This window comes from Brevundimonas sp. UBA2416 (assembly GCF_002343105.1).
Lineage (GTDB): Bacteria > Pseudomonadota > Alphaproteobacteria > Caulobacterales > Caulobacteraceae > Brevundimonas.
In genome coordinates this window covers 125,434-143,912 of sequence record NZ_DDRM01000037.1, presented here as the reverse complement: position 1 = coordinate 143,912, position 18,479 = coordinate 125,434, and the positions used below count along the sequence as shown (strand labels likewise).

General features: G+C 66.3%; 14 protein-coding genes. 8 read left to right on the top strand and 6 right to left on the bottom strand.

Features of this window, described 5'->3' with window-relative positions:
- A partial coding sequence (locus B3E43_RS12085) for an efflux RND transporter permease subunit (protein ID WP_292029812.1) occupies positions 1–1,122 on the top strand: 1,122 nt, incomplete at its 5' end.
- On the opposite strand, the gene chrA is transcribed toward B3E43_RS12085, so the two are convergent.
- Positions 1,111–2,343: a chromate efflux transporter gene (gene chrA / locus B3E43_RS12080; RefSeq protein ID WP_292029810.1), complete on the bottom strand. Its 1,233-nt coding sequence runs from the start codon at positions 2,341–2,343 to the stop codon at positions 1,111–1,113. The genes B3E43_RS12085 and chrA overlap by 12 nt on opposite strands.
- 267 nt (positions 2,344–2,610) lie before the next feature.
- Between chrA and B3E43_RS12075 the strand changes: the two genes are divergently transcribed.
- A complete protein-coding gene (locus B3E43_RS12075) occupies positions 2,611–2,961 on the top strand; it encodes a DUF3147 family protein (protein WP_292029809.1) in 351 nt (116 codons plus the stop codon).
- A 162-nt stretch (positions 2,962–3,123) separates the two neighbouring features.
- Here B3E43_RS12075 and B3E43_RS12070 read toward each other — a convergent pair whose 3' ends face one another.
- The 4 genes from B3E43_RS12070 to B3E43_RS12055 form a co-directional block, all read right to left on the bottom strand.
- Complete coding sequence (locus B3E43_RS12070) at positions 3,124–4,353, bottom strand: potassium/proton antiporter (protein ID WP_292029807.1); 1,230 nt, start codon at positions 4,351–4,353, stop codon at positions 3,124–3,126.
- A gap of 296 nt (positions 4,354–4,649) precedes the next feature.
- Positions 4,650–6,845, bottom strand: a complete 2,196-nt coding sequence (locus B3E43_RS12065; protein WP_292029805.1) for a DEAD/DEAH box helicase — start codon at positions 6,843–6,845, stop codon at positions 4,650–4,652.
- 1 nt (position 6,846) lies between these two features.
- Positions 6,847–8,160 (bottom strand): ATP-binding protein, encoded by a 1,314-nt coding sequence (locus B3E43_RS12060; protein WP_292029802.1) that lies wholly within the window; start codon positions 8,158–8,160, stop codon positions 6,847–6,849.
- Entirely contained in the window at positions 8,157–10,511 is a 2,355-nt protein-coding gene (locus tag B3E43_RS12055) for a TerB N-terminal domain-containing protein (RefSeq protein ID WP_292029800.1), read from the bottom strand. The genes B3E43_RS12060 and B3E43_RS12055 overlap by 4 nt, the downstream gene beginning before the upstream one ends.
- Before the next feature lie 271 nt (positions 10,512–10,782).
- On the opposite strand from B3E43_RS12055, the gene B3E43_RS12050 reads away from it, so the two are divergent.
- Positions 10,783–11,625: a TerB family tellurite resistance protein gene (locus tag B3E43_RS12050; RefSeq protein WP_292029796.1), complete on the top strand. Its 843-nt coding sequence runs from the start codon at positions 10,783–10,785 to the stop codon at positions 11,623–11,625.
- A 201-nt stretch (positions 11,626–11,826) separates the two neighbouring features.
- Here the strand turns inward: B3E43_RS12050 and B3E43_RS12045 are convergent, their stop codons facing one another.
- Positions 11,827–14,082: an AAA family ATPase gene (locus B3E43_RS12045; protein WP_292029793.1), complete on the bottom strand. Its 2,256-nt coding sequence runs from the start codon at positions 14,080–14,082 to the stop codon at positions 11,827–11,829.
- 859 nt (positions 14,083–14,941) lie between these two features.
- Here B3E43_RS12045 and B3E43_RS12040 point away from each other — a divergent pair.
- From B3E43_RS12040 to B3E43_RS12020, 5 genes are all read left to right on the top strand, one after another.
- Positions 14,942–15,238, top strand: coding sequence for a DUF736 domain-containing protein (locus tag B3E43_RS12040; RefSeq protein ID WP_292029790.1), 297 nt, complete (start codon positions 14,942–14,944; stop codon positions 15,236–15,238).
- Between the two features lie 63 nt (positions 15,239–15,301).
- Positions 15,302–16,174: an ArdC family protein gene (locus B3E43_RS12035; protein ID WP_292029788.1), complete on the top strand. Its 873-nt coding sequence runs from the start codon at positions 15,302–15,304 to the stop codon at positions 16,172–16,174.
- 152 nt (positions 16,175–16,326) lie between these two features.
- Positions 16,327–16,512, top strand: a complete 186-nt coding sequence (locus tag B3E43_RS12030) for a hypothetical protein (protein WP_292029785.1) — start codon at positions 16,327–16,329, stop codon at positions 16,510–16,512.
- A 421-nt stretch (positions 16,513–16,933) separates the two neighbouring features.
- Positions 16,934–17,455, top strand: a complete 522-nt coding sequence (locus B3E43_RS12025) for a MobC family plasmid mobilization relaxosome protein (protein WP_292029783.1) — start codon at positions 16,934–16,936, stop codon at positions 17,453–17,455.
- On the top strand, positions 17,452–18,468 hold the full coding sequence (locus B3E43_RS12020; RefSeq protein ID WP_292029782.1) for a relaxase/mobilization nuclease domain-containing protein: 1,017 nt from the start codon (positions 17,452–17,454) through the stop codon (positions 18,466–18,468). Before B3E43_RS12025 ends, B3E43_RS12020 begins: the two co-directional genes overlap by 4 nt.
- The last annotated feature ends 11 nt before the right edge of the window (positions 18,469–18,479 follow it).

Here is an 18,479-nt window from a genome sequence, read left to right as displayed (position 1 = left end):
CCGATCTCACACCGCATCGACCACATCCTGTCGGGCGCCCGCGCCAACATCGTGGTGAAGGTCTTTGCAGCGGATACGCCGACGCTCAGCCGCCTCGCCCAGGAAGTTCAGTCGCGCGTCGCCGAGGTGCCGGGCGCGGTCGACGTCCAGACCGACACCCAGAGCCAGGTGCCCTATCTGCGCCTGCGCTTCCGCCGCGCCGACCTGGCGCTGGCGGGCCTGACCCCGGAAGAGGCGGCCACGGCCGTCGGGGCCGCCGTCGGAGGGGCCACGGTCGGCACACTGATCGAACGTCCGGTCATCACCGATGTGGTGGTGCGCTACGACCCCGCCCGGTTCGGCGACGGCTCGACGATGGAGTCCATGCTGCTGTCGACCGGCGACGGCCGCCTGATCCCGCTGTCCGCCGTGGCCGACGTGGTGCGCGACCAGGGCCCGAACTCGATCTCGCGCGAGAGCGTGGAACGGGTCCAGCTGGTTCTGGCCAATGTCTCCGGCCGCGACCTCGGAGCCGTCGTCGACGACATCCGCGCCGCCCTCGAACCGATGGACCTGCCGGAAGGCACCCGCATCGAGCTGGGCGGGCAGTTTGAGAGCGCCGCCTCCGCGACCCAGACCCTGCTGGCGCTGGGCGCGATCGTGCTGCTGGGCATGTTCCTGCTGTTGCGCCAGGCGTTCCGCTCCAACCGAGACGCCGGCATCGTCATGCTCAACCTGCCGCTCGCCCTGGTCGGCGGGGTCGTCGGCCTGTGGCTGATCGGCGGGGTGCTGTCGGTGGCGACCATCATCGGCTTCATCACCCTGTTCGGCATCGCCACCCGCAACGGCGTCATGCTGATCAGCCACATCAAGCATCTGCGCGAGGTTGAGGGCGTCAGCGATCTGACCCAGGCGGTGCGTCAGGCGTCCGAAGAGCGGCTCGTGCCGATCCTGATGACCGCCATCTCGGCCGCCCTGGCCCTGACGCCCCTCGCCCTCGCCATGGGTCAGCCCGGCAGCGAAATCCAGGCGCCGATGGCGGTGGTCATCCTGTGCGGCCTGATCAGCTCCACGGCCCTGAACATGCTGGTGTTGCCCGCCATCTATCTGCGGGTCGCGGGACGGGACGTTTCAAAGCAGTAGGGCGCCGGCGGCGCCCGCCGCCAGGATACAGACCGGGACGTTCCAGCGGCTCTTCCACAGATAGAGCACCGCCAGCGCTACGGCGAAGATGACCGCACCGACCGCCAGCGGGTCGATCCTCTGGGCGCTGGTGACGGCCAGTTGCAGCGTTGTGGCGGCGATCAGGCCCACCACCGCGGCGGCCACGCCTTCCAGCAGGGCGTGGAGGCGTGGCTCTTCCAGCACAGTCTCGAGCCGGTCGTAGAACAGCAGCGAGAAGGCGAAGGCCGGCAGGAAGACGCCCGCCGTCATGACCACGGCGCCAAGCGGCCCACCGGCGACATAGCCGACGAAGGTGGCGAAGATGATCAGGGGCGCCGGCAGAATGCCGGACAGGGCCAAGCCGTCGAGAAACTGGCCGTCGTTCATCCAGCCTTGGCCCACCGCGTCGTTGCGGACGAAGGGGATCGCGGTATAGGCGCCGCCGAATGTCAGGAGCCCGGCCTTCAGCCCCGAGGCGAACAGGGCGGACAGGGAGGCCGACCCGGCGGTCGTGGCCGCCGTCACCACGGGCGCATCGGTGCGGAGAAACACGACCGCCACGCAGGCCAGCACCGCCGTCGTCACGACCAAGGCCGCCCAGCGATCGGCCCGGACCGCCAGCAGGGCGTAGACGGCGCCCCCGGCCGGCAGGGTGATCCAGAACGGCGCCCCGGCCAGGGCGGCGATGCCGCATGCGGCGGCGATGGCCCAAAGGCGGACGTTCAGCAGAACATGCTCGCCGATCCGGTGCACGGCGCGCACGATCAGGGCGATGACAGCAGCCTGGACGCCGAGGAAGGTGGCGCCGATCAGCGTGCCCTGCATGTCGAGGGCGAAATAGGCCCATGACAGCAGGAGCATCAGCAGGAACCCCGGCAGCATGAAGCCGAGGCCAGCGAGAAGGCCGCCGACGCGTCCCTTGGCCCGCATGCCGAGGTGAACGCACAGTTCGTGGGCTTCCGGACCGGGCAGGACCTGCATGACGGCCAGCAGCCGGTTGAACCGCGCGCTGGAAATCCAGCGCCGCTCGTCCACCAACTCGCGGCGGATCATGGCGATCTGGGCGACCGGCCCTCCCCAGGCCATGAAGCCGAAACCGAGGAAGATCAGGAACACCCTGCCGTAGCCCATAGCGGGCGGCGTCGGCTCGGACGAAATCTCGTCAGTCGTGGATACGGTTTCCGTCATCGGTTCACCCATGCGCTCCGGTCCGCGCGCGAACGGCGCGGCGTGGAGCGGGTCTTGGACGACGGGGTCGTCTGTTCCCGGGAGCCCGCGACGCCCCGGAGAATTCGACTATCGCGTCAAGGGACTGCTCCGGCAAGCGCGACAGGCCGCCTTGACCGGCGCCTTACTCGGTCTCACCCCGGGCTCCCGTCGCTGCCCCGGACCCGGCGATGATGGAAAGGGCCTCTGGATGACGCCCCGGGTGTATGGTGTCGGCAGCAGCCACAAGGATGGGAAGCGATGCTCTATCTGATCATCAAGGCGGCGGTTTCCGGCATCGTGATCGCCCTAGGGAGCGAGGTGGCCAGACGCTATCCGGGCTGGGGCGCGCTGATAATTTCCCTGCCTTTGGTCTCCATTCTCGGCATGATCTGGCTATGGCGGGACACCGGCGACGCGGTCCGGCTGGCGGACCACGCCCAGGCGACCTTCTGGTTTGTATTGCCCAGCCTGCCGATGTTTCTGGTTATTCCGGCCCTGCTCAGGCGCGGCATGGCGTTCTGGCCTGCGCTTGCCATCGGCTGCGCCGTCACCGTGTTGCTTTACGCCATGATGATCCAGGTATTGCCACGGCTGGGTGTGCGACTTTGAAAGCGGTCCACAGGCGCCGAGGAGGAAAGTCCGGTTCGTGGCCGCTACCCTATGTCTCCTGATGGCGCTCGGCTGACGTGAGTTCAGCAGGCCTGGCAAGGTCGCATGGGTGGAAAGCGGGCCTGGACCACCGATCGTGGCCTGAACAGTTGATGCGACGCTTCAGGAAACGGATCGGGCCGCCGATTGGAGATCAACCCCGGGTCCTGCACCGTCCATCCCGAGCTTCCCCGCAACCCAAGCCAACGTCGGCCCCTGCAACAGCCCGGAGACGATGACCACGAAGAACACGATATTGAAGATGGTCTGTGATCCCGGCACCCCCGCCACGATTGGGAAGGTGGCCAGCACAATGGGAACCGCACCGCGCAGTCCCGCCCACGAGACGAACAGCTTGGCACGCCAGTCGAACGCCCGAAACGGCGCAAGGCAGATGAAGACGCTCAACGGGCGCGCTACCAGCATCAACACCGCCGTGATGGCGAGGCCCGGACCGACCACGCCGGGCAACTGGGTCGGAAAGACGAGCAGTCCCAACGTTAGGAACATCACCACCTGCGCCAGCCAAGCCAAGCCGTCTTGAAACAGGGAAATCGTGCGCCTTGCTGTATAATCGCGATTGCCCGCCATGAGGCCGGCGATATAGGCCGCCAGAAAGCCGTTGCCGCCGATCACCGCCGCGAACCCGTAGCTAAATAGGGCCGCGCCGATGGATACCACCAGCGACAGGCCGCTGCCCCGCAGCCGCATGCGCTTTATGAAGCTGGGCAGCAGGAAGCCGACGCCAGTTCCCACCATGGCCCCGACGCCCATCTGGATCAGGAAGGCAGGGGCGAATGGGAGAAGCGAAGCCTGCGGGGTCGCCACCAGCACCAGGGCGGCTCCCACCAGGAAGATGGCCATAGGATCGTTTGTACCGGATTCCAGCTCGATCAGGCCGGTCAGGTCGTTCCTGAGCGCACCGCCCTGGCCCCGAAGAGTAGCGAAGACCGCGGCGGCGTCAGTGGAGGCGATGACCGCCCCAAGAAGAAAGCCTTGGATCGGGGTGAAGTCGAGCAGCAGAACCGCGGCGGCGCTGACAACCCCTGCGCTTATCATCACTCCCACGGTGGAGAGTACCAGAGCCGGGGCCACTATGGGGCGCACCAGCTTCCAGTCGGTATCCAGCCCGCCCGAGAACAGGATGAAGATCAGGCACGCCACCCCGATGGTCTGGGCAAGGGAATAATCAGAGAATGCGATGCCGAACAGCCCGTCCGATCCGGCGATCATGCCCAAGGCGAGGAAGCCGATCATGGCCGGCAAACCGAACCGGCTGGACAGGCTGCCCGCCACCACCGTGGAGAGCAGAAGGACGGCAACGACAAGAAAGGCGAGATCGACGGGGTTCATCCCCTTCCTTGAAAGGGACCGCAGGGCTGCTGACAAGGGCGGCGAGGATTAACCGCCAAAGCTTGCTGGCCGGTAGGTTCGAGGCGCTGAGGCTCGGGCCGTCAGGTTGAGCGGCACCTTTGAGTCGAAACCAGCCTGAGGCGGAAAGCCGGAACACGGCCCTGGGTAGGCCGTCTGAGTGTCGCCTTCTTGGCGGTCGACGAAAGACCGCTTCTGGCGCCTCATAGACCTAGAATCGTATCCCCCGTTCGTGAAACTAGGCCGCTATTGAGAGCGGGGCTTCCTTGCCCCGCGGATCAGGCCGGCCAAGTTTGCGCGACGGCGGCGATAGCCGGAAGCTCCTCACAAAAGACTGTGTGTCTTCGTGCCCAGAGCCGTTGCAGCAGGCCCGTGGGTGCCAGATGATCGTATTTCGCGCTCTGAAGGTTCTCGACAAACTCACTGAGGGCTTGGGCCGAGGGCGCGCCACCGAGCTGCATCAACAAACTTCTGGCTTCCGTCGCCGTCGTGTCGGCCAAGGTGACGCCGAGGTCGTGAACTTCGCAGCCGATGCCGGCGGCCGTCAGAGCCACGGCGACCACATTGTTCATCGCAGTTCCCCGCCATATCAGCACATGGGTGTCGCCCCCCGAACGGACGAGGCCGGTGCGATCAAGGTCCAGGTCCGCGAATGCTTCCCGTCCTTGGGCGAGGAAGGTCATGGACTGGGCGTCCAGCCACTCTGGCATGTCGGCGTCCAGATAGACCTTGCGCATCTCCTCAAGGATGCGGTCGTCGAGCGGTTCGTTCGACTGACGGTCGAATTTAGGCAGGCGTCCGCTTGGATGGGGGGCGACCGAGAGGACGCGGGCCCTATCGTCGACATCGACCACCCGCCATCGCCGGCCGGCGAAGGCAAGCAGACTGCCGACCGCCAGCGCATTGGAAATCGGAATCTGACCGAGGGGCCGGGCACCGTGAAGTAGCTTCCATTCCTGGTCCGTCTCGAACACCGCATAGAATTCGCGCGCAGACGTGAGGGCCTCGCCTTCGGGTCCCAGCATGATCAGGCCGTCCGGCGACTGCTCGATTACGGCCAATCCCGGCGTGGCGAGATGGCGGAGGAGTTCGATGAAGTCGGCGATCTCGATCGAGGACAACGGGCCCTGTTCGCAGAGAATTCGGTAGAGGCCATCCGGCTTGACGCCCCCTCGCTCGACAATGACCGACAGGAGCTGATGGATCAGGACGGTGGCCACCGCCGGATCCGACTTGGGCGATTCCAAGAAGCGGGCCAGTAGGAGCCGCACCACCGCGACCGCCCTGACGGTCTGGGGACGAAGGCGATCCAGGGGGTCCAAGGCGCGCCCCAGATGCCGCTCGCGCGTATAGAGGCGAAGAATGGCCGGAGCTCCGGCGCGGCGCCCGCTGCGCCCGAGCCGCTGGCGCAGGCCAGCCAACGATCGTGGTGCGCCGATCTGGGCCACGCTCTTCACCGACCCGAGGTCGATTCCGAGCTCCAGCGTCGTCGTCGCCACGCCAGTCGTGGGCAGCGAGCCGGCCTTCAGGCGGCGCTCCAGTTCCTCGCGGAGCTCCTTCGACAGACTGCCGTGGTGAGGGAAGAACTCGTTCGGCACGCCCGCCTGCTCGGATCGAGTCAGAAGCCGGTTCGACAGGGCCTCGACCGTCCGGCGCGAGCCGCCGAAGACCAGATGGTTGTCGCCTCGCAGCGTCTCGAACAGGTGGTCGGAAATGACGTCCAGGGCCTGCGGAGCCTCTCCCTCAAGGGCATCGGCCCCGGGATCGCCTTCGGGCGGCTCCTCATAGCCTCGAACCTGGAGGCGAAGCTCCGGCGATCCGGACGTTTCGGCGACGCGATCGACGGCGTCGGGCGCCTGCGGGTTCATCCATGTCGCGGCGAAGGTCATGTCCCCCAGGGTCGCCGAAAGGCCGATCCGGCGCACCCGTCGGCCGATCAGAAGGTCGATCCGTCGCAACAGGCTGGCGAGATGCAGACCGCGCGGACCTTGCAGGAAAGCATGCAGCTCATCGATGACGATCGCGTCGAGTCCGGCGAACAGTCTTTCTGCGTCCCGCGTCCGGCGCAGGAAGAGCGCCTCGATGGATTCGGGGGTGATCAGCACCACTCCGGCGGGCGACTTCATGATCCGCGCCTTGGGGCCGGCGGGCGCGTCGCCATGCCATTTCGCGACCGGCAGCTCGAGCCGCTCCGTCAACAGCTCAAGCCGCCTGTGCTGGTCGTTGATCAGCGCCTTGAGCGGGCTGACGTAAAGGACGGAGAGACCCGGGGTTTCCCGTTCCGCGGCCCGGGTGAGAAGCGGAAGGAACACCGCTTCGGTTTTTCCGGCGGCCGTCGAGGCAGAGATGAGCACGTCCCGGTCATGTCCCAGGACCGCCTCGATCCCGTTCACCTGAACGGGACGAAGCTCCGACCATCCCTGTTCCCGCACCCATTTGCGGACCTGCGGATGCAGCCGGTCAAACGCCTCCATCCTAGAGCCGCAGGGTCGCCAGGCCGTCTTCCGTCACATCGTCGGCCACCTCGTGCTCGCGGGCGCCCTCCGCGTCGTTGGCCACGTCCACGCCGCCGATCAGTTCGCTCCAGCCCTGTCCCGGGTTCTGCTCAAGCACGGCCAGAAGTTGGACGAAGGCCTTGATCGTGTTTCGGGGCGTTCGGAAATAGGCCTCGCCGATCCGTTTGTTGCAGTGGGTCATGAACAGCGGCAGCGCTTCGTCCGGAACCAAGTGGCGGGCTGGATCGCCTTGGGAGAAGACGTTGCGGATGTTGGCGAGCAGCACCAGCAGGTCTTCCGGCGTCAGGCTCTGCAGGCGCACAACGGGGCCCGAGAGGTCGATGAGTCCCTGGCCGGCGAAGGCGTTCTCCATGAGGCGGGACTGAAGCGCCTCGTAGCTGTAGAGCCCGCGGCGCGAGTCCATGAGGAACTCAGGCGTGCCGCCGAACACGAACCCGATACCAGAGGCGCTGCCTTGCAGGCCGTCGTTCACGATGCGCAGGATCTGTTCGAAATTCTGGTTTCGCGCCTGGGCGCTCTGCAGCTTGTAGAGATTGACCATCTCGTCAAAGACCACGACCAGACCTGCATATCCGGCGAGCCGGACGAAGGCGGCGAGCAGCTTCAGGCTGTCGTAGACGTCCCCGTCGTCGATGATGTTGCGCACGCCCAGCGCCTGCCGCGCCTCCGTCTTGGTCGAATACTCGCCTCTTAGCCAACGCAGGGCCGCCCCGGTCAGGCCGGCGTCGTCGGTCTCGCTGCCGCGCCAGTAGGCCTTGAGCACGGCCGCATAGTCATATCCCCCGACATGCACCTGAAGAGCGGCGAGCCGAGCGTCGATCGCGGCCTCTACAGCCGTTCCCTTGTCTTCCGCGTCGCGCACGCATTCGGTGATGAATTTCTCGACGACCGTGGCGAGCGCGCCGCCGTCCGGCTTGGTGCGCGTCGCCAGATTGCGAACGGCTTCCGCATACAGCCCCCTGGCCTGTCCGGCGGTCGCGTGAATCCGGCGATCAGGCGCCAGGTCGGCATGGATCGTCACGCATTTGCGTTCGAGCGCGATGAGCCGCACGAGGTTGAGAAAGAAGGTCTTGCCCGCGCCATACTCGCCGATGACAAAACGCACTGCGGATCCCCCGTCCGCGATGCGGTCGATGTCGCGCACCAGCGCGCCCACCTCTCCGGCCCGGCCGACCTGGATGTGGGCGAGCCCCGTCCGCGGTACGACGCCCGCCGCCAGGGCCTGAAGAATGGTGTCACGGTCGCGGGTCTTGAGCGAGGCTGTGGCGGTCATGTTGCGGTCTCCAGGGCGGTCAGCCGATCCCGGAGGTGGCTGGCGGGATAGATGTCGTCGTCCTCTTCGAGGAGCGCCTCATCGAAGATCTCGAAGGCCCATTCGTTGATCGTCTCGAGCGCCCCGCCCGGCAGGAGTTTGAGATCCCGGGCCCGGGCCTCGAAGGCGTCGCGATCCAGGCGGCCGGACGTCAGAATCGCTGACAGCAGGTCCGCATGCCGCGCGTCGAGACCCTCGAAACGTGAACTAGACGTGGTCGAAGCCCGCGTCGGCGCCTCTTCCACCGGGTCCTCAATGAAGATGCTCGTGAGGAGGGCGGAGACCTGCGACGTCTCCTCCCGGATCCTGGCCAGGCGGGTCGCATCGAAGGCGACGACCGCAGCCGCTTCGGACGGAATCGGGACGCCGGCCGTGTGTTCCGCTGCGGCCACGGTGACCGGTTCGTCCGTGCGCCCCGTGCCTCGGTGCAGGGCCGCGTAGGCCTCATCCTGAGGCAGTCCGAGCGCCTTGTGGAGTTTTTCGAGAAAGCGCACCTCGACCGGCAAGACACGACCGTCGGCCAGGACGGTGGAGACGGCGGCCTGGATCGCCGCGCGGGTGGCGTTCGCGGGCAAGGCGCCGAGACGTTTCAGCGCGGCTTGAAGACGGGGCGGGTCACGGCTGAGCCACAGCGCATGGGCCGCGAGGCGCCGCCGCTCGTCGACGGAGAGCTCCGGAAGCGCGGCGAGGTCTGTCGCGACCTGGTCGAGTTCGGCGGGAACGACCTCGCCGTCCGAGGCCGCGGCGAGAAGCGCGATCTCGACCAAGGTGCGCGCCGCGATGAACGTCGCCCCGGTTTGGGCGGGGGCGCCCGTTGCGCCCTTGAACAGAACGATGGCGCCGTCCCGGTTCAGGGAAGCCTCGGTGTGGCGGCGATCGGGCTCAAAGGCGAACCCGAGACGATCCAGCAAGCCCGCAATATGACGCTGCAGGGTGACGGGAAGCTTGTCGTCACCGTCTTCAATCTCAAGAAGGGCGAGAATCTCGCGCGTGCGCGCGCTGGCCATCGGCGCGTCGCCGAGCAGCTGGTTCATGGCGGCCCGAACAGCGCCGACTCTTTCGCCGAAACGAAGATCAACTGTATCCGGGGGCAGGCAGAGGGCACCCTCAAGCGTGTCCCTCGCGTCCGATCGTTTCAGCAGGAGGCGGCTCAGGGCGTCGAGTTCAGGCTGCCAACCCAACAGCAGATCACGCAGACGGGTGACCGGCTGCGTTAGGGCGGCGATATCAGGCAGGTCGCCGATGGACAGATTGACCTGGAACTCGCTGCTCGCCGCGCGGTACTGGGCGTTCAGCGGACGCTTCGGGGCCCGGACCTTGATCCCATCGGGGTAGAGTTGGGTGAAACGGTGCCGCCAGAGCTCGGTCAGTTCGGGAAAACAGCGCCGGCCCGCCGCTCCGAGATAGGTGTCGGGCATGCCAAGGATCCAGAGGAGGCAATCATCCGCCTGGAGCGCCTCGCCCGCCGCCAGCTTCCCGCCCAGATACCGGCGAACGGACAGTGGCATCTCCCAGTCGCCGGCCCGGAGGTCGGGGGAGAGTTCTGGCGCCTGCGCCGCCGCGCTGCGAACCAGTCTTGCCGCGGTCAACAGCCGCTTCGCATAGCCGTGGAATGAGTGGTTGTCCTGGTACTGCGCCAGCAGGCGTTCGACTTCGGCTATGATGACGTCGAGTTCGGCGCGGGCGTTGTCGACGAACAGGCGGCGTTCGAGGCCGTAGAAGAAGATGAAGACATAGCCGATTCCCACCCTGGTCGTTCGACCTCCGGCCAGCCAATCCAGATAGGTGCGGCGGCCGCCGGGCGACAAGGCGTGGTAGGAGGGCCAGTAGGACAGGGCGATTCCGAGTTGGTCCTCTCCGGTCAGACCCACCCGGGCCGTCGGATCCACACGGTCCCGCGGCGTCTCACAGGAACGGGTGGGGCCGACGTAGACCATCGGAGAGACGATCCGGACGCCGCTGATCTCGATGGGGTCGGCCGATCCATACCAGCGCGGCCGGGCGTTGTCGGGCTTCGCGAAGTTCGCCGACGGCGATTGGTCTGTTCTGACGTCGGGGACCTCATTGGGCCGGTCCGGCGCCTGTGTCGGCGCCGGCGCCGACGGTGTGGCCGAAGCGTACATCAAGGGCGGCGCCACCGCGGCGCCGCTCTGGAGCGCTCGCGCGTGGTCCAGCACCCGATCAGCGGTTTCAAACCGCCGGTGCCTGCAGAAGAATCCCTGCGATGTGCGCTTGATCCCGTAACCCTCGACAAGCCGAAGGTCGTCCGCCGACAACCCTGCCGTCCAGGCGTCCAGGTCGACGACGGCCACAGACGCTTGTGAGGACGCCGGATCGGAGGGGACCGAGAGATCTATCGTCAGTCGCGCGGTTTCGAGACGCGACGGGACGGCCGGATGCGACGCAGAACGCGCCGCTTTGCGACTGGCGCCCCGCAGGTTGAACCAGACGACCAGGGCGGCCAACGCCAATACCCAGAACCAGAAGCCCATGCCACCCCCGCAGGACGGCCAAGCTACTATCTGTGAGTGTGATGATCCACTCGAATCAATCCCGCGGTCCCGAGGGTGTGGTCGACTCAAGGTGTCGCCGGATGAACTGGACTCTCATCGTGTGCGCAGCTTAGCTGGGGCTGGAAGGGGCGCTGTTATGACAATGCTGACCATCGACCATTTTCTTACGGCAAGGGCCGGGCTCAGGCGCAACCTCTCACAGTCGCGCGCCGAACGGCTGGGTCGGCCGATCAAGGGGCACGAGTTCGACGATCACGGGATGCTGGTCGAAGTCGATGATCCGCCAGCCCCGCCGATGGCTTTTCACCTGATCTATTCCGACGCCAGGAATGCCTTGTCGGGTCGGTGCGTGACGCTGAACAGTCTCAAGCATGAGGTCACTGACGTCAGGCTGACGGGCTACTGCTACATGCGCTCGGCGATGCGAATGTTCATGGCGTCACGGGTGGTCGAGGCGACCGACCTGGCGACCGGAGAAGTGCACGATGACGGTCTCGAATTCTTCCGTGAGCATCCGCTTCTGAAAATGATGACGGCGAGCGAGGTCGCCGCGCGATCCCCCGAACTCCTCGCGCTGCAGGATTGCCGGGACGAGATCATCATCCTCAGCTTTGTCGGCGCATCAGACGGCGATTTCGACGAGGACGAACGGGAGCAGATCGTCAGACACGTCATGCTGAGATCGGACGATCCGCTTCATGAACCCACGATCCGTAAGCGCGTAGCGTCTATCGTGCCCGATGAGCGGGCGTTCGAGCGCGCCTTGAATCGACTATGCGCCGGAGAAGGCGACCCGGCCGCCCTCATGCGGTCGATGCGGCGCGTTATCGATGCGGACGGTGAGGTCGATGCCGAAGAGGTGGCGTTCGCGTCCGAGATTCAGGCACGTCTGCGGGCCGCGGGGCGGCTTTAGGAACGGGCGGCGCGGTCGTCGCCTGTTGCGATACTCGCCCACGGTCCCGTACGCTGTCCCTTGCCGCGACTCCTTAGGTCGCCTTGGTGCATCGGGGTTGCGGGCGCATCCTCAGTCCGACCGGTATAGTGGCGCATCGAGCACGGCCGCCTAGACTCGACCAAATGACTCTGAGTCGTCGAACGACTGGCAGATCATTTACTAGGCACAAATGCGTCGGAGGTGGGCGAGGTGAGCCGGATCGACAATCCGCATCATCTCTAGAAGCGTCGCGTTCGCGTCCCGGGTCTCTTCCAGCGTCATCGAAGAGAAGCCAATCAGATCGTCCAGACTTTCGGAATGCGACTCGACCTGAGCCAGACGTTCCAGCGCGGTGATGCGGTCCTGGTCAAGGTCGGTGTACTCTGCACAAAGCTGCGCGATCTTCGGCGCCAGCCCGGAGCTTCCGGGGCATCTGAAGGCGAGAAAGACGTCAAGAACCCGCCGAAGCACGTTCGGCATCATGTAGGCGTACTCGAACTCGGGGTCCGTTTCCGCTTCGAACTTGAGGACGTGGTGAAACAGGAAATGGTACTCGAAATCGTAGTCGCGCAGCAGCTTCGACATCTCGACAAAGCTGGCTGATCGCGCGGTCCCACCCTTCGGAATCGTCACATCCATGAACAAGAAGGTGGCGGTGGGGGCCTTGTCCTTTTCGATGGGCCGGTGCCGGTTCTTCCAAGCCTTTTTGAACTCGTTCATGCACTGCTGATTATGTGTCAGCACGAAGAGCTGGCCAGCCTTGTCCAATCGGCTCTTCACCAGCGCACAGGCAAAATTCAACGCCTTGGTGTCGAGGCTGGAAATCGGATCGTCCACGACGACGATCAGATCTTTCAACTTCCGACCGTCCGACTCCAGCGTCGATATGAAGTAGCAGAGCGCAATCGCGGTTTTCTCGCCTTCGCTTGGGGTTCCCTCAACGAGTCGCCCGTGGCGATGGATCTCGTAGCCCTCCGCGACTGCTGAGATCGTCAGTTCACCGTGCCCCAGATAGGATTCGATAAGCTTGTTGATCTTGTCTGCGGCTGGCCCGTGTTCGCGCACCTCCGACTTTAGCCGGGCCACTTCCTGAGTAAGGTGCGTAAGGTCCGCTTCCGCAGATATCGCTTCAGTTTCGGCCGCCTTCTGGTCGGCAACCAAGGCATCATATTCTACTCGGCCGCTCGCCAAGTAGTGCCGCCGCACAGCTATGCGTGCGTCTTCCTGATACCGGTCAAAGCCATCAATGCGCTCGTTATGGGCCCGCAAAAGTCCGTTCAGTTCACCGAGGATGCCCGTTAGGGCCGCGACGGCTTCGGCGATGTCCGGTTCGGACGCGAGACCCCCGGCATCCGCAGGCTGGGTCGGCTTGCCCTTCTTGTCCGCCAGAACAGCAACGCCACCGGACACGAGTCGTTCGCAGGCTTTGATCGCCTCGATAAGCCGCTCACGAGTTTCCTTGTAAGGCTGACGAAGTTCGACAGAGACAGCGTCTAGCGTTGCGACTGCGATCCGCAGATCGGCCAATGCAGACAGCGTGGCCTCGCCATCGGCATGGGCGCTTCCCACCAATTCAAGGAAACGCTCGAGCTTGTCATCAAAGGCTCGTTCGAGCACTTCGCGGCGTGCTGGCTGGATCGGCCCCGTGCAGAACAAACAGGTCTCTAGGTCATGGGCGTTATGATACGTGGCGCCTTCCTTGACCCAGAGAACCATATCCGGGTGCTGGCTCAGTTCCGCAATCACCACCGTCCCCGGGGTTTGCGCGGCAAGCTCACGAGCTTGGCTGATCGTCTCAACGATTGGCCGATCCTGGAAGGTCAGCTCATTCACCCGCGCCATCGGCTCGTCGAGCCGACATGTAGCCTTGGCCGCCTCCAATTGCTCCTCGGTCAGGTCCGCGCCTGGCCCCAGATCCAGCGTCCCGAAATCTTGCACTAGCTGTGGGGCTTCGTACTTCCGATTTCGGAGGCGTAAGTTCTCGGCAACAAGCTTGGCCCGTTCCCGTTTGAATGTCGCGAAGGCTTTTTCCTTTGCCTTCAGGAGAACGTCCGCATTGGTCCGACGGAGTTGCGCTGCTGGCACGGCGGCCTCTTGTCGCGCCAACTCCGCCGCCAGTTCCGCCTGCTCTCGTCCGATGTAGAAAACGGGGTTGGCCGTCCCTGTTGCCCACTGCAGATTGTGTTCAACAAAGTCGGCGTTGAACACGAGGACCCGCTGCTCCAACCCCGTGAGCTTATCCGGGCAGCCGAGAATTGCGCCGTCATCGAGCTCAAACTCGAAGGCGCAGGCAGGGGGTAGCTTCCCATCGCGATTGCCAGATTGGAGGCTGGCAAACAGTCGCGACAACGTGCTCTTACCCGATCCGTTGAAGCCGTAGATCAGGTTGTACCGGCGCAAGGAGAGCGTGGGCGTCCGGACCATTCTGTCAGCCAAGACCCCCGCACCTCTCAATGCGCGGATGTTCGAAATTATCGCCACGTTCCCCCCCGGGTTCGTGCCTTGAAGGCTCGTTACCCTGCGCCTCTTTGCGCAGACTTATAAGAGCAAATTACTACCATAGTATCGTTGGTTGTAGCGGCTAAAGCGCGGGGTGCGCGGTTGCCTAGGCATTTGGCGTCGTCCGAAACAACATCGAAAGGGCCGTCAGAATTCGTTCAGACCGGCGACGGCCAAACTTCTGGGTTCTGCCCGTCCTGCCGAGACTGGACGAAAGCGCCATAGTGGCCGACGGGAGGGCTCCAGAAGCGGCACTTCGGCTGTCATTTGGAATGTCGTGTTTCCGGGGGTATCCGCAGGACCGCTTCTGGCGCATCTCGGACGCTTTCGCTCAAGGCCGATCCCCCGGTGCTTATCGCGGCTGTCTCGTCGCCGCTGCGGCGGGGGGGGCGAACCGCGGGTCTCGTGGCGATGATGATGGGCTCCATCACGGTCGGGAGGGCCGACGTTTGGGCGCTTCGGCGTGGAGGCGGGCAGGCTCACGGGCCGCCTAGGCCGTTGGGCGGGTGAAGACCGGGGGGCGGCGGCGTCTCCTGCGCGCGCCAGCATCGCGCGGCCTCTCTGTGGCTTGATCTGATCGAAAGCCGGCGGCTTCCGCAACCGGGCGGGGCGAGTTTCTTCCCCGGCCTGCGGCCTCCTCGCGAGACAAGAAACACGCCCCGCCCGGTCCTGCGCTGTCGCTTCGGGATCTTGCGCCTTGGGGGCGCTGCGACCTGCGGGCCGCCCGTCTTCCGATCGGACGATCGCCATCGAGGCCGCGGCAGGCGTGGCCCGAGATCAGCAAGGAGACACCACCATGGCCACCATCGGAACCTTCACCCGGCAAGCGGACGGCGCCTACAGCGGTTCGATCAAGACCCTGACCCTCAACGTCAAGGCGGCCCAGCTGCGGGCCAATGAGAAGACCGACGACAAGGCGCCCGACTTCCGCATCTTCTCCGGCCAGACCGAGTTCGGCGCCGCCTGGAAGAAGACGAGCCAGCAGAACCGCGAATACCTGTCGGTCAAGCTCGACGATCCCAGCTTCCCCGCCCCGATCTACGCCTCCCTGGTCGAGGTCGACGGTGGGCACAGCCTGATCTGGTCCCGCTGACCGAGCCGCGGCGGCGCTGAGGCGCCGCCGCCCTTCCTCAAAACCCTTCATCCGGAGGCCGCCATGCCGCGCCCCAACGAACCCGCTCGTCCGGACCTCTACAGCCGGATCACCGACAAGATCATCGCCCAGCTGGAGACGGGCGTTCGCCCCTGGACCCAGCCCTGGACCGCTTCGACCAGCGTCAGCCGGCCGCTCCGCCACAACGGCGAGGCCTACAGCGGCGTCAACGTCCTTTTGCTCTGGGCTGAGGCCATGGCCCGAGGCTTCCAGTCTCCCACCTGGATGACTTTCCGTCAGGCGCTGGCACTGGGCGGCTGCGTCCGCAAGGGCGAGACCGGCTCCACCGTGGTCTACGCCAACACCCTGGCCCGTGCCGAGACCGACGAGTCCGGCGAGGAGCAGCTGCGCCGGATTCCGTTCCTCAAGGCCTACACCGTCTTCAACGTCGAGCAGATCGACGGGCTATACGAAGGTCATACGCCGCCGCCGGCGCTGGTCGTCAATCCGGACAGCCGGATCGCCCGGGTCGACGCCTGGTTCGCGACCTTGGGCGTAGACGTTCGCCACGGCGGCGGCTCCGCCTTCTATCGGCCGTCGACGGACCATGTGCAGATGCCGGCCTTCGACCAGTTCCGCGACGCGCAGAGCTACTACGCCACCTTGGGCCATGAATGCGTGCACTGGACCGGCCATGCCGCTCGCCTCGCCCGCGACTTCAGCCGTTCGACCCGGGCCTACGCCCGCGAGGAGCTCGTCGCCGAACTCGGGGCCGCCTACCTCTGCGCCGACCTCGGCCTGGCGCTCGAGCCGCGCGAGGACCACGCGGCCTATCTCGACCACTGGCTCGAGGTGCTGCGCGGCGACAAGCGCTTCATCGTTTCCGCGGCGGCCCACGCCCAGCGCGCCGTGGCCTTCCTTCACCGGGCGACCTGAGCCGCGACCGCCTCACCAATCCAGGCCGAGCGCGATCACTGTCGCGTTCGGCCTGGCGCGCGTCCGTGCGTTTCCAGGGGCGTCGGGGGGGCGGCGCCCAGCGCGCGGGGTCGCCGATGGCCTTATGGCCGCGGGAGGCCTAGATTGAGACTGTGGAAGACCGGATTGAAGCCTTCATCGGCGCGTGGATGCGCGACCATCGAGCGGTGCTGGAGGAGATCGTTCTTCTGCAGGGCGATGATCCCTCGACGCCCTATGGTGCGGCCATGGCGGCCTGCCTCGATCATGCGGCGCCCTGGGCGGACGTCCTGGCGACCCGCCCCGGGGACGATGTCTAGCCGGTCGCCCCGGGAGCCGCGCAGCCGGGTCCGTCCAGTCACCAGAACGGCGATCTGACTGGCCTTGTTCGGCGTCGCATCGTGCGCGTGGTGAATGGCGGGGGCGTCGATCCGCATCTGTTCGACCCTGCCGGTGGTGCGGCGACGGCTCCGGCCGCGCCGCTCGGCGGCGACAAGGTTTGCGACTTGGGTCGACGGAGCATGGCGAGGGTTCTGGAGAACCGCGCCCGACCGTTGCGACGTCTGGATGGCCCTGGTTGTCTCCGCCCGGTTGGGGCGCCCGTCAGGGCGGCGGGCGAGCGGCCGCCTTTGCGGTCGCCGAGGGGAGGGCGGGGAGCACCGGAGACCTACGGGGCGAGGGGGATCTCGGTCTAGGGCAGGATAGGCTTTGCGCCGGCAATGTCACACAGAGACCGCTCCCTTGCCCCACTTCAGCGTCAGGCTCGACGACGATCTGGTCCGCCGCTTCGACGCCGCCGCGGCGAGTCGGGGCGGGCGGTCGCGACTGCTGCGTCGGCTCATGGAGGAGGCGGCGCAGGCCTCGCTGCCGGAGCCCGTTGCGGCGATGCCGGCAGGCCGGACGGGCAAGCTGACCCTGCGCCTCGGCGAGACCGACCTGGCCCGGCTGGAGGCCGAGGCGGCCGTCCTGGGCCTGTCCCGCACCCAGTGGAGCGTCGCGGTGATCCGGCGCCGTTTGCACCGGCGGCCGCAGCTGACGCCTCCGGAGGCGTTCGCGTTCATCGAGGTGCAGCGCGAGCTGCGGCGCATCGGGGTCAACATCAACCAGATCGCCCGGGCGATGAACACCGCCGTGCTGGAGGGGACGGTGCTCGACCTTGAGATCGCCCAGGTCGCGGCCTTCGCCGACGAGATCCGGGCGCATCTGACGGGCCTGACGGCGGCCTTCGAGGGCAATCTCGCCTACTGGTCCGACGGGACATGAGCGACTTCCGGACTCCCATCGGTTTTGAGGAGGCGTTGCGCCCGCCGGTCGATGTCCGGCGCGCCCGGGTGACGTGCGGCGTTCTGGGGCGGCCGTCGGCCGGGGAGGGCTCCCGGGCGCAGTTGATGCGGGTCGCGCGGCGGGTTCCGGAGGTGATGGTCAAGATCACCGGCCGCACTCGTGACGCCGGCCATCTTCAGCGGCACCTGGATTACATCTCCCGCAACGGCAAGCTTGTGCTGGAGGGGCCGGACGGTGAACGCCTGGAAGGTCGGGCCGCGGTCCGGATCCTGGCGGAGGACTGGACCGCCGAACTCGCGGCCGAGCCGGGGCGCCGTCGCGACGCACCGGTGTCCCTGTCCTTGGTGCTGAGCATGCCGGCCGGGACCGATCCCATCCGCGTCCGGGACAGCGCCCGCGCCTTCGCCCAGGCGACCTTCGGAGAGCGCTTCCCCTGGGTGTTCGCCCTGCACACCGACGACCGCCATCCCCACGTCCATCTGACGGTTCGCATGCTGGGGCGGAAGGGCGAGCGTCTGAACCCGCGCAAGGCCGATCTTCAGGCCTGGCGGGAAGGGTTCGCCTGGGCCCTGCGCGCCCGAGGGGTCGAGGCGGAGGCGACTCCTCGTCGGGCCCGCGGCGTGACCAAAAAGGCCGAACGGCTGCCGGTACGAAAACTGCGGGAACGCTTTGTCGCAGGGACCGGGCCGGTCCCGCGCGTCCTCGCCGCCGCCGCTGAGGAGGCGGCCGTGCGGGAAGAGAAAGCTCCTGCCTGGCGCCGGGCGCTGCGGGAGCGGCAGCTGAGGATACGCTGGGCCTTCGTCGCCGAGTCCTTGTCGTTGGGACGATCCGACCGAGCTCAGGACCGGGCCCGCGCGGCGACGATCGAGCAGTTCGTTCGAAGCCTGCCGCCTGTCGAGACACGGCGTGATGAGATCGCGCGCCGGCTGGATGAAGCGCGCCGCCGCGATGACGATGATCGCATGCTGGTCGATCGGCCGAGGCGCCGATGAACCACGGCGAT

What these genes read in the sequence shown, in the direction of transcription:
- B3E43_RS12040 (WP_292029790.1), top strand. Translation starts at nt 14,942, where the DNA reads ATGGCCACCATCGGAACCTTCACCCGGCAAGCGGACGGCGCCTACAGC.
- B3E43_RS12035 (WP_292029788.1), top strand. Translation starts at nt 15,302, where the DNA reads ATGCCGCGCCCCAACGAACCCGCTCGTCCGGACCTCTACAGCCGGATC.
- chrA (WP_292029810.1), bottom strand. Translation starts at nt 2,343, where the DNA reads ATGGGTGAACCGATGACGGAAACCGTATCCACGACTGACGAGATTTCG.
- B3E43_RS12065 (WP_292029805.1), bottom strand. Translation starts at nt 6,845, where the DNA reads ATGGAGGCGTTTGACCGGCTGCATCCGCAGGTCCGCAAATGGGTGCGG.
- B3E43_RS12060 (WP_292029802.1), bottom strand. Translation starts at nt 8,160, where the DNA reads ATGACCGCCACAGCCTCGCTCAAGACCCGCGACCGTGACACCATTCTT.
- B3E43_RS12075 (WP_292029809.1), top strand. Translation starts at nt 2,611, where the DNA reads ATGCTCTATCTGATCATCAAGGCGGCGGTTTCCGGCATCGTGATCGCC.
- B3E43_RS12070 (WP_292029807.1), bottom strand. Translation starts at nt 4,353, where the DNA reads ATGAACCCCGTCGATCTCGCCTTTCTTGTCGTTGCCGTCCTTCTGCTC.
- B3E43_RS12020 (WP_292029782.1), top strand. Translation starts at nt 17,452, where the DNA reads ATGAGCGACTTCCGGACTCCCATCGGTTTTGAGGAGGCGTTGCGCCCG.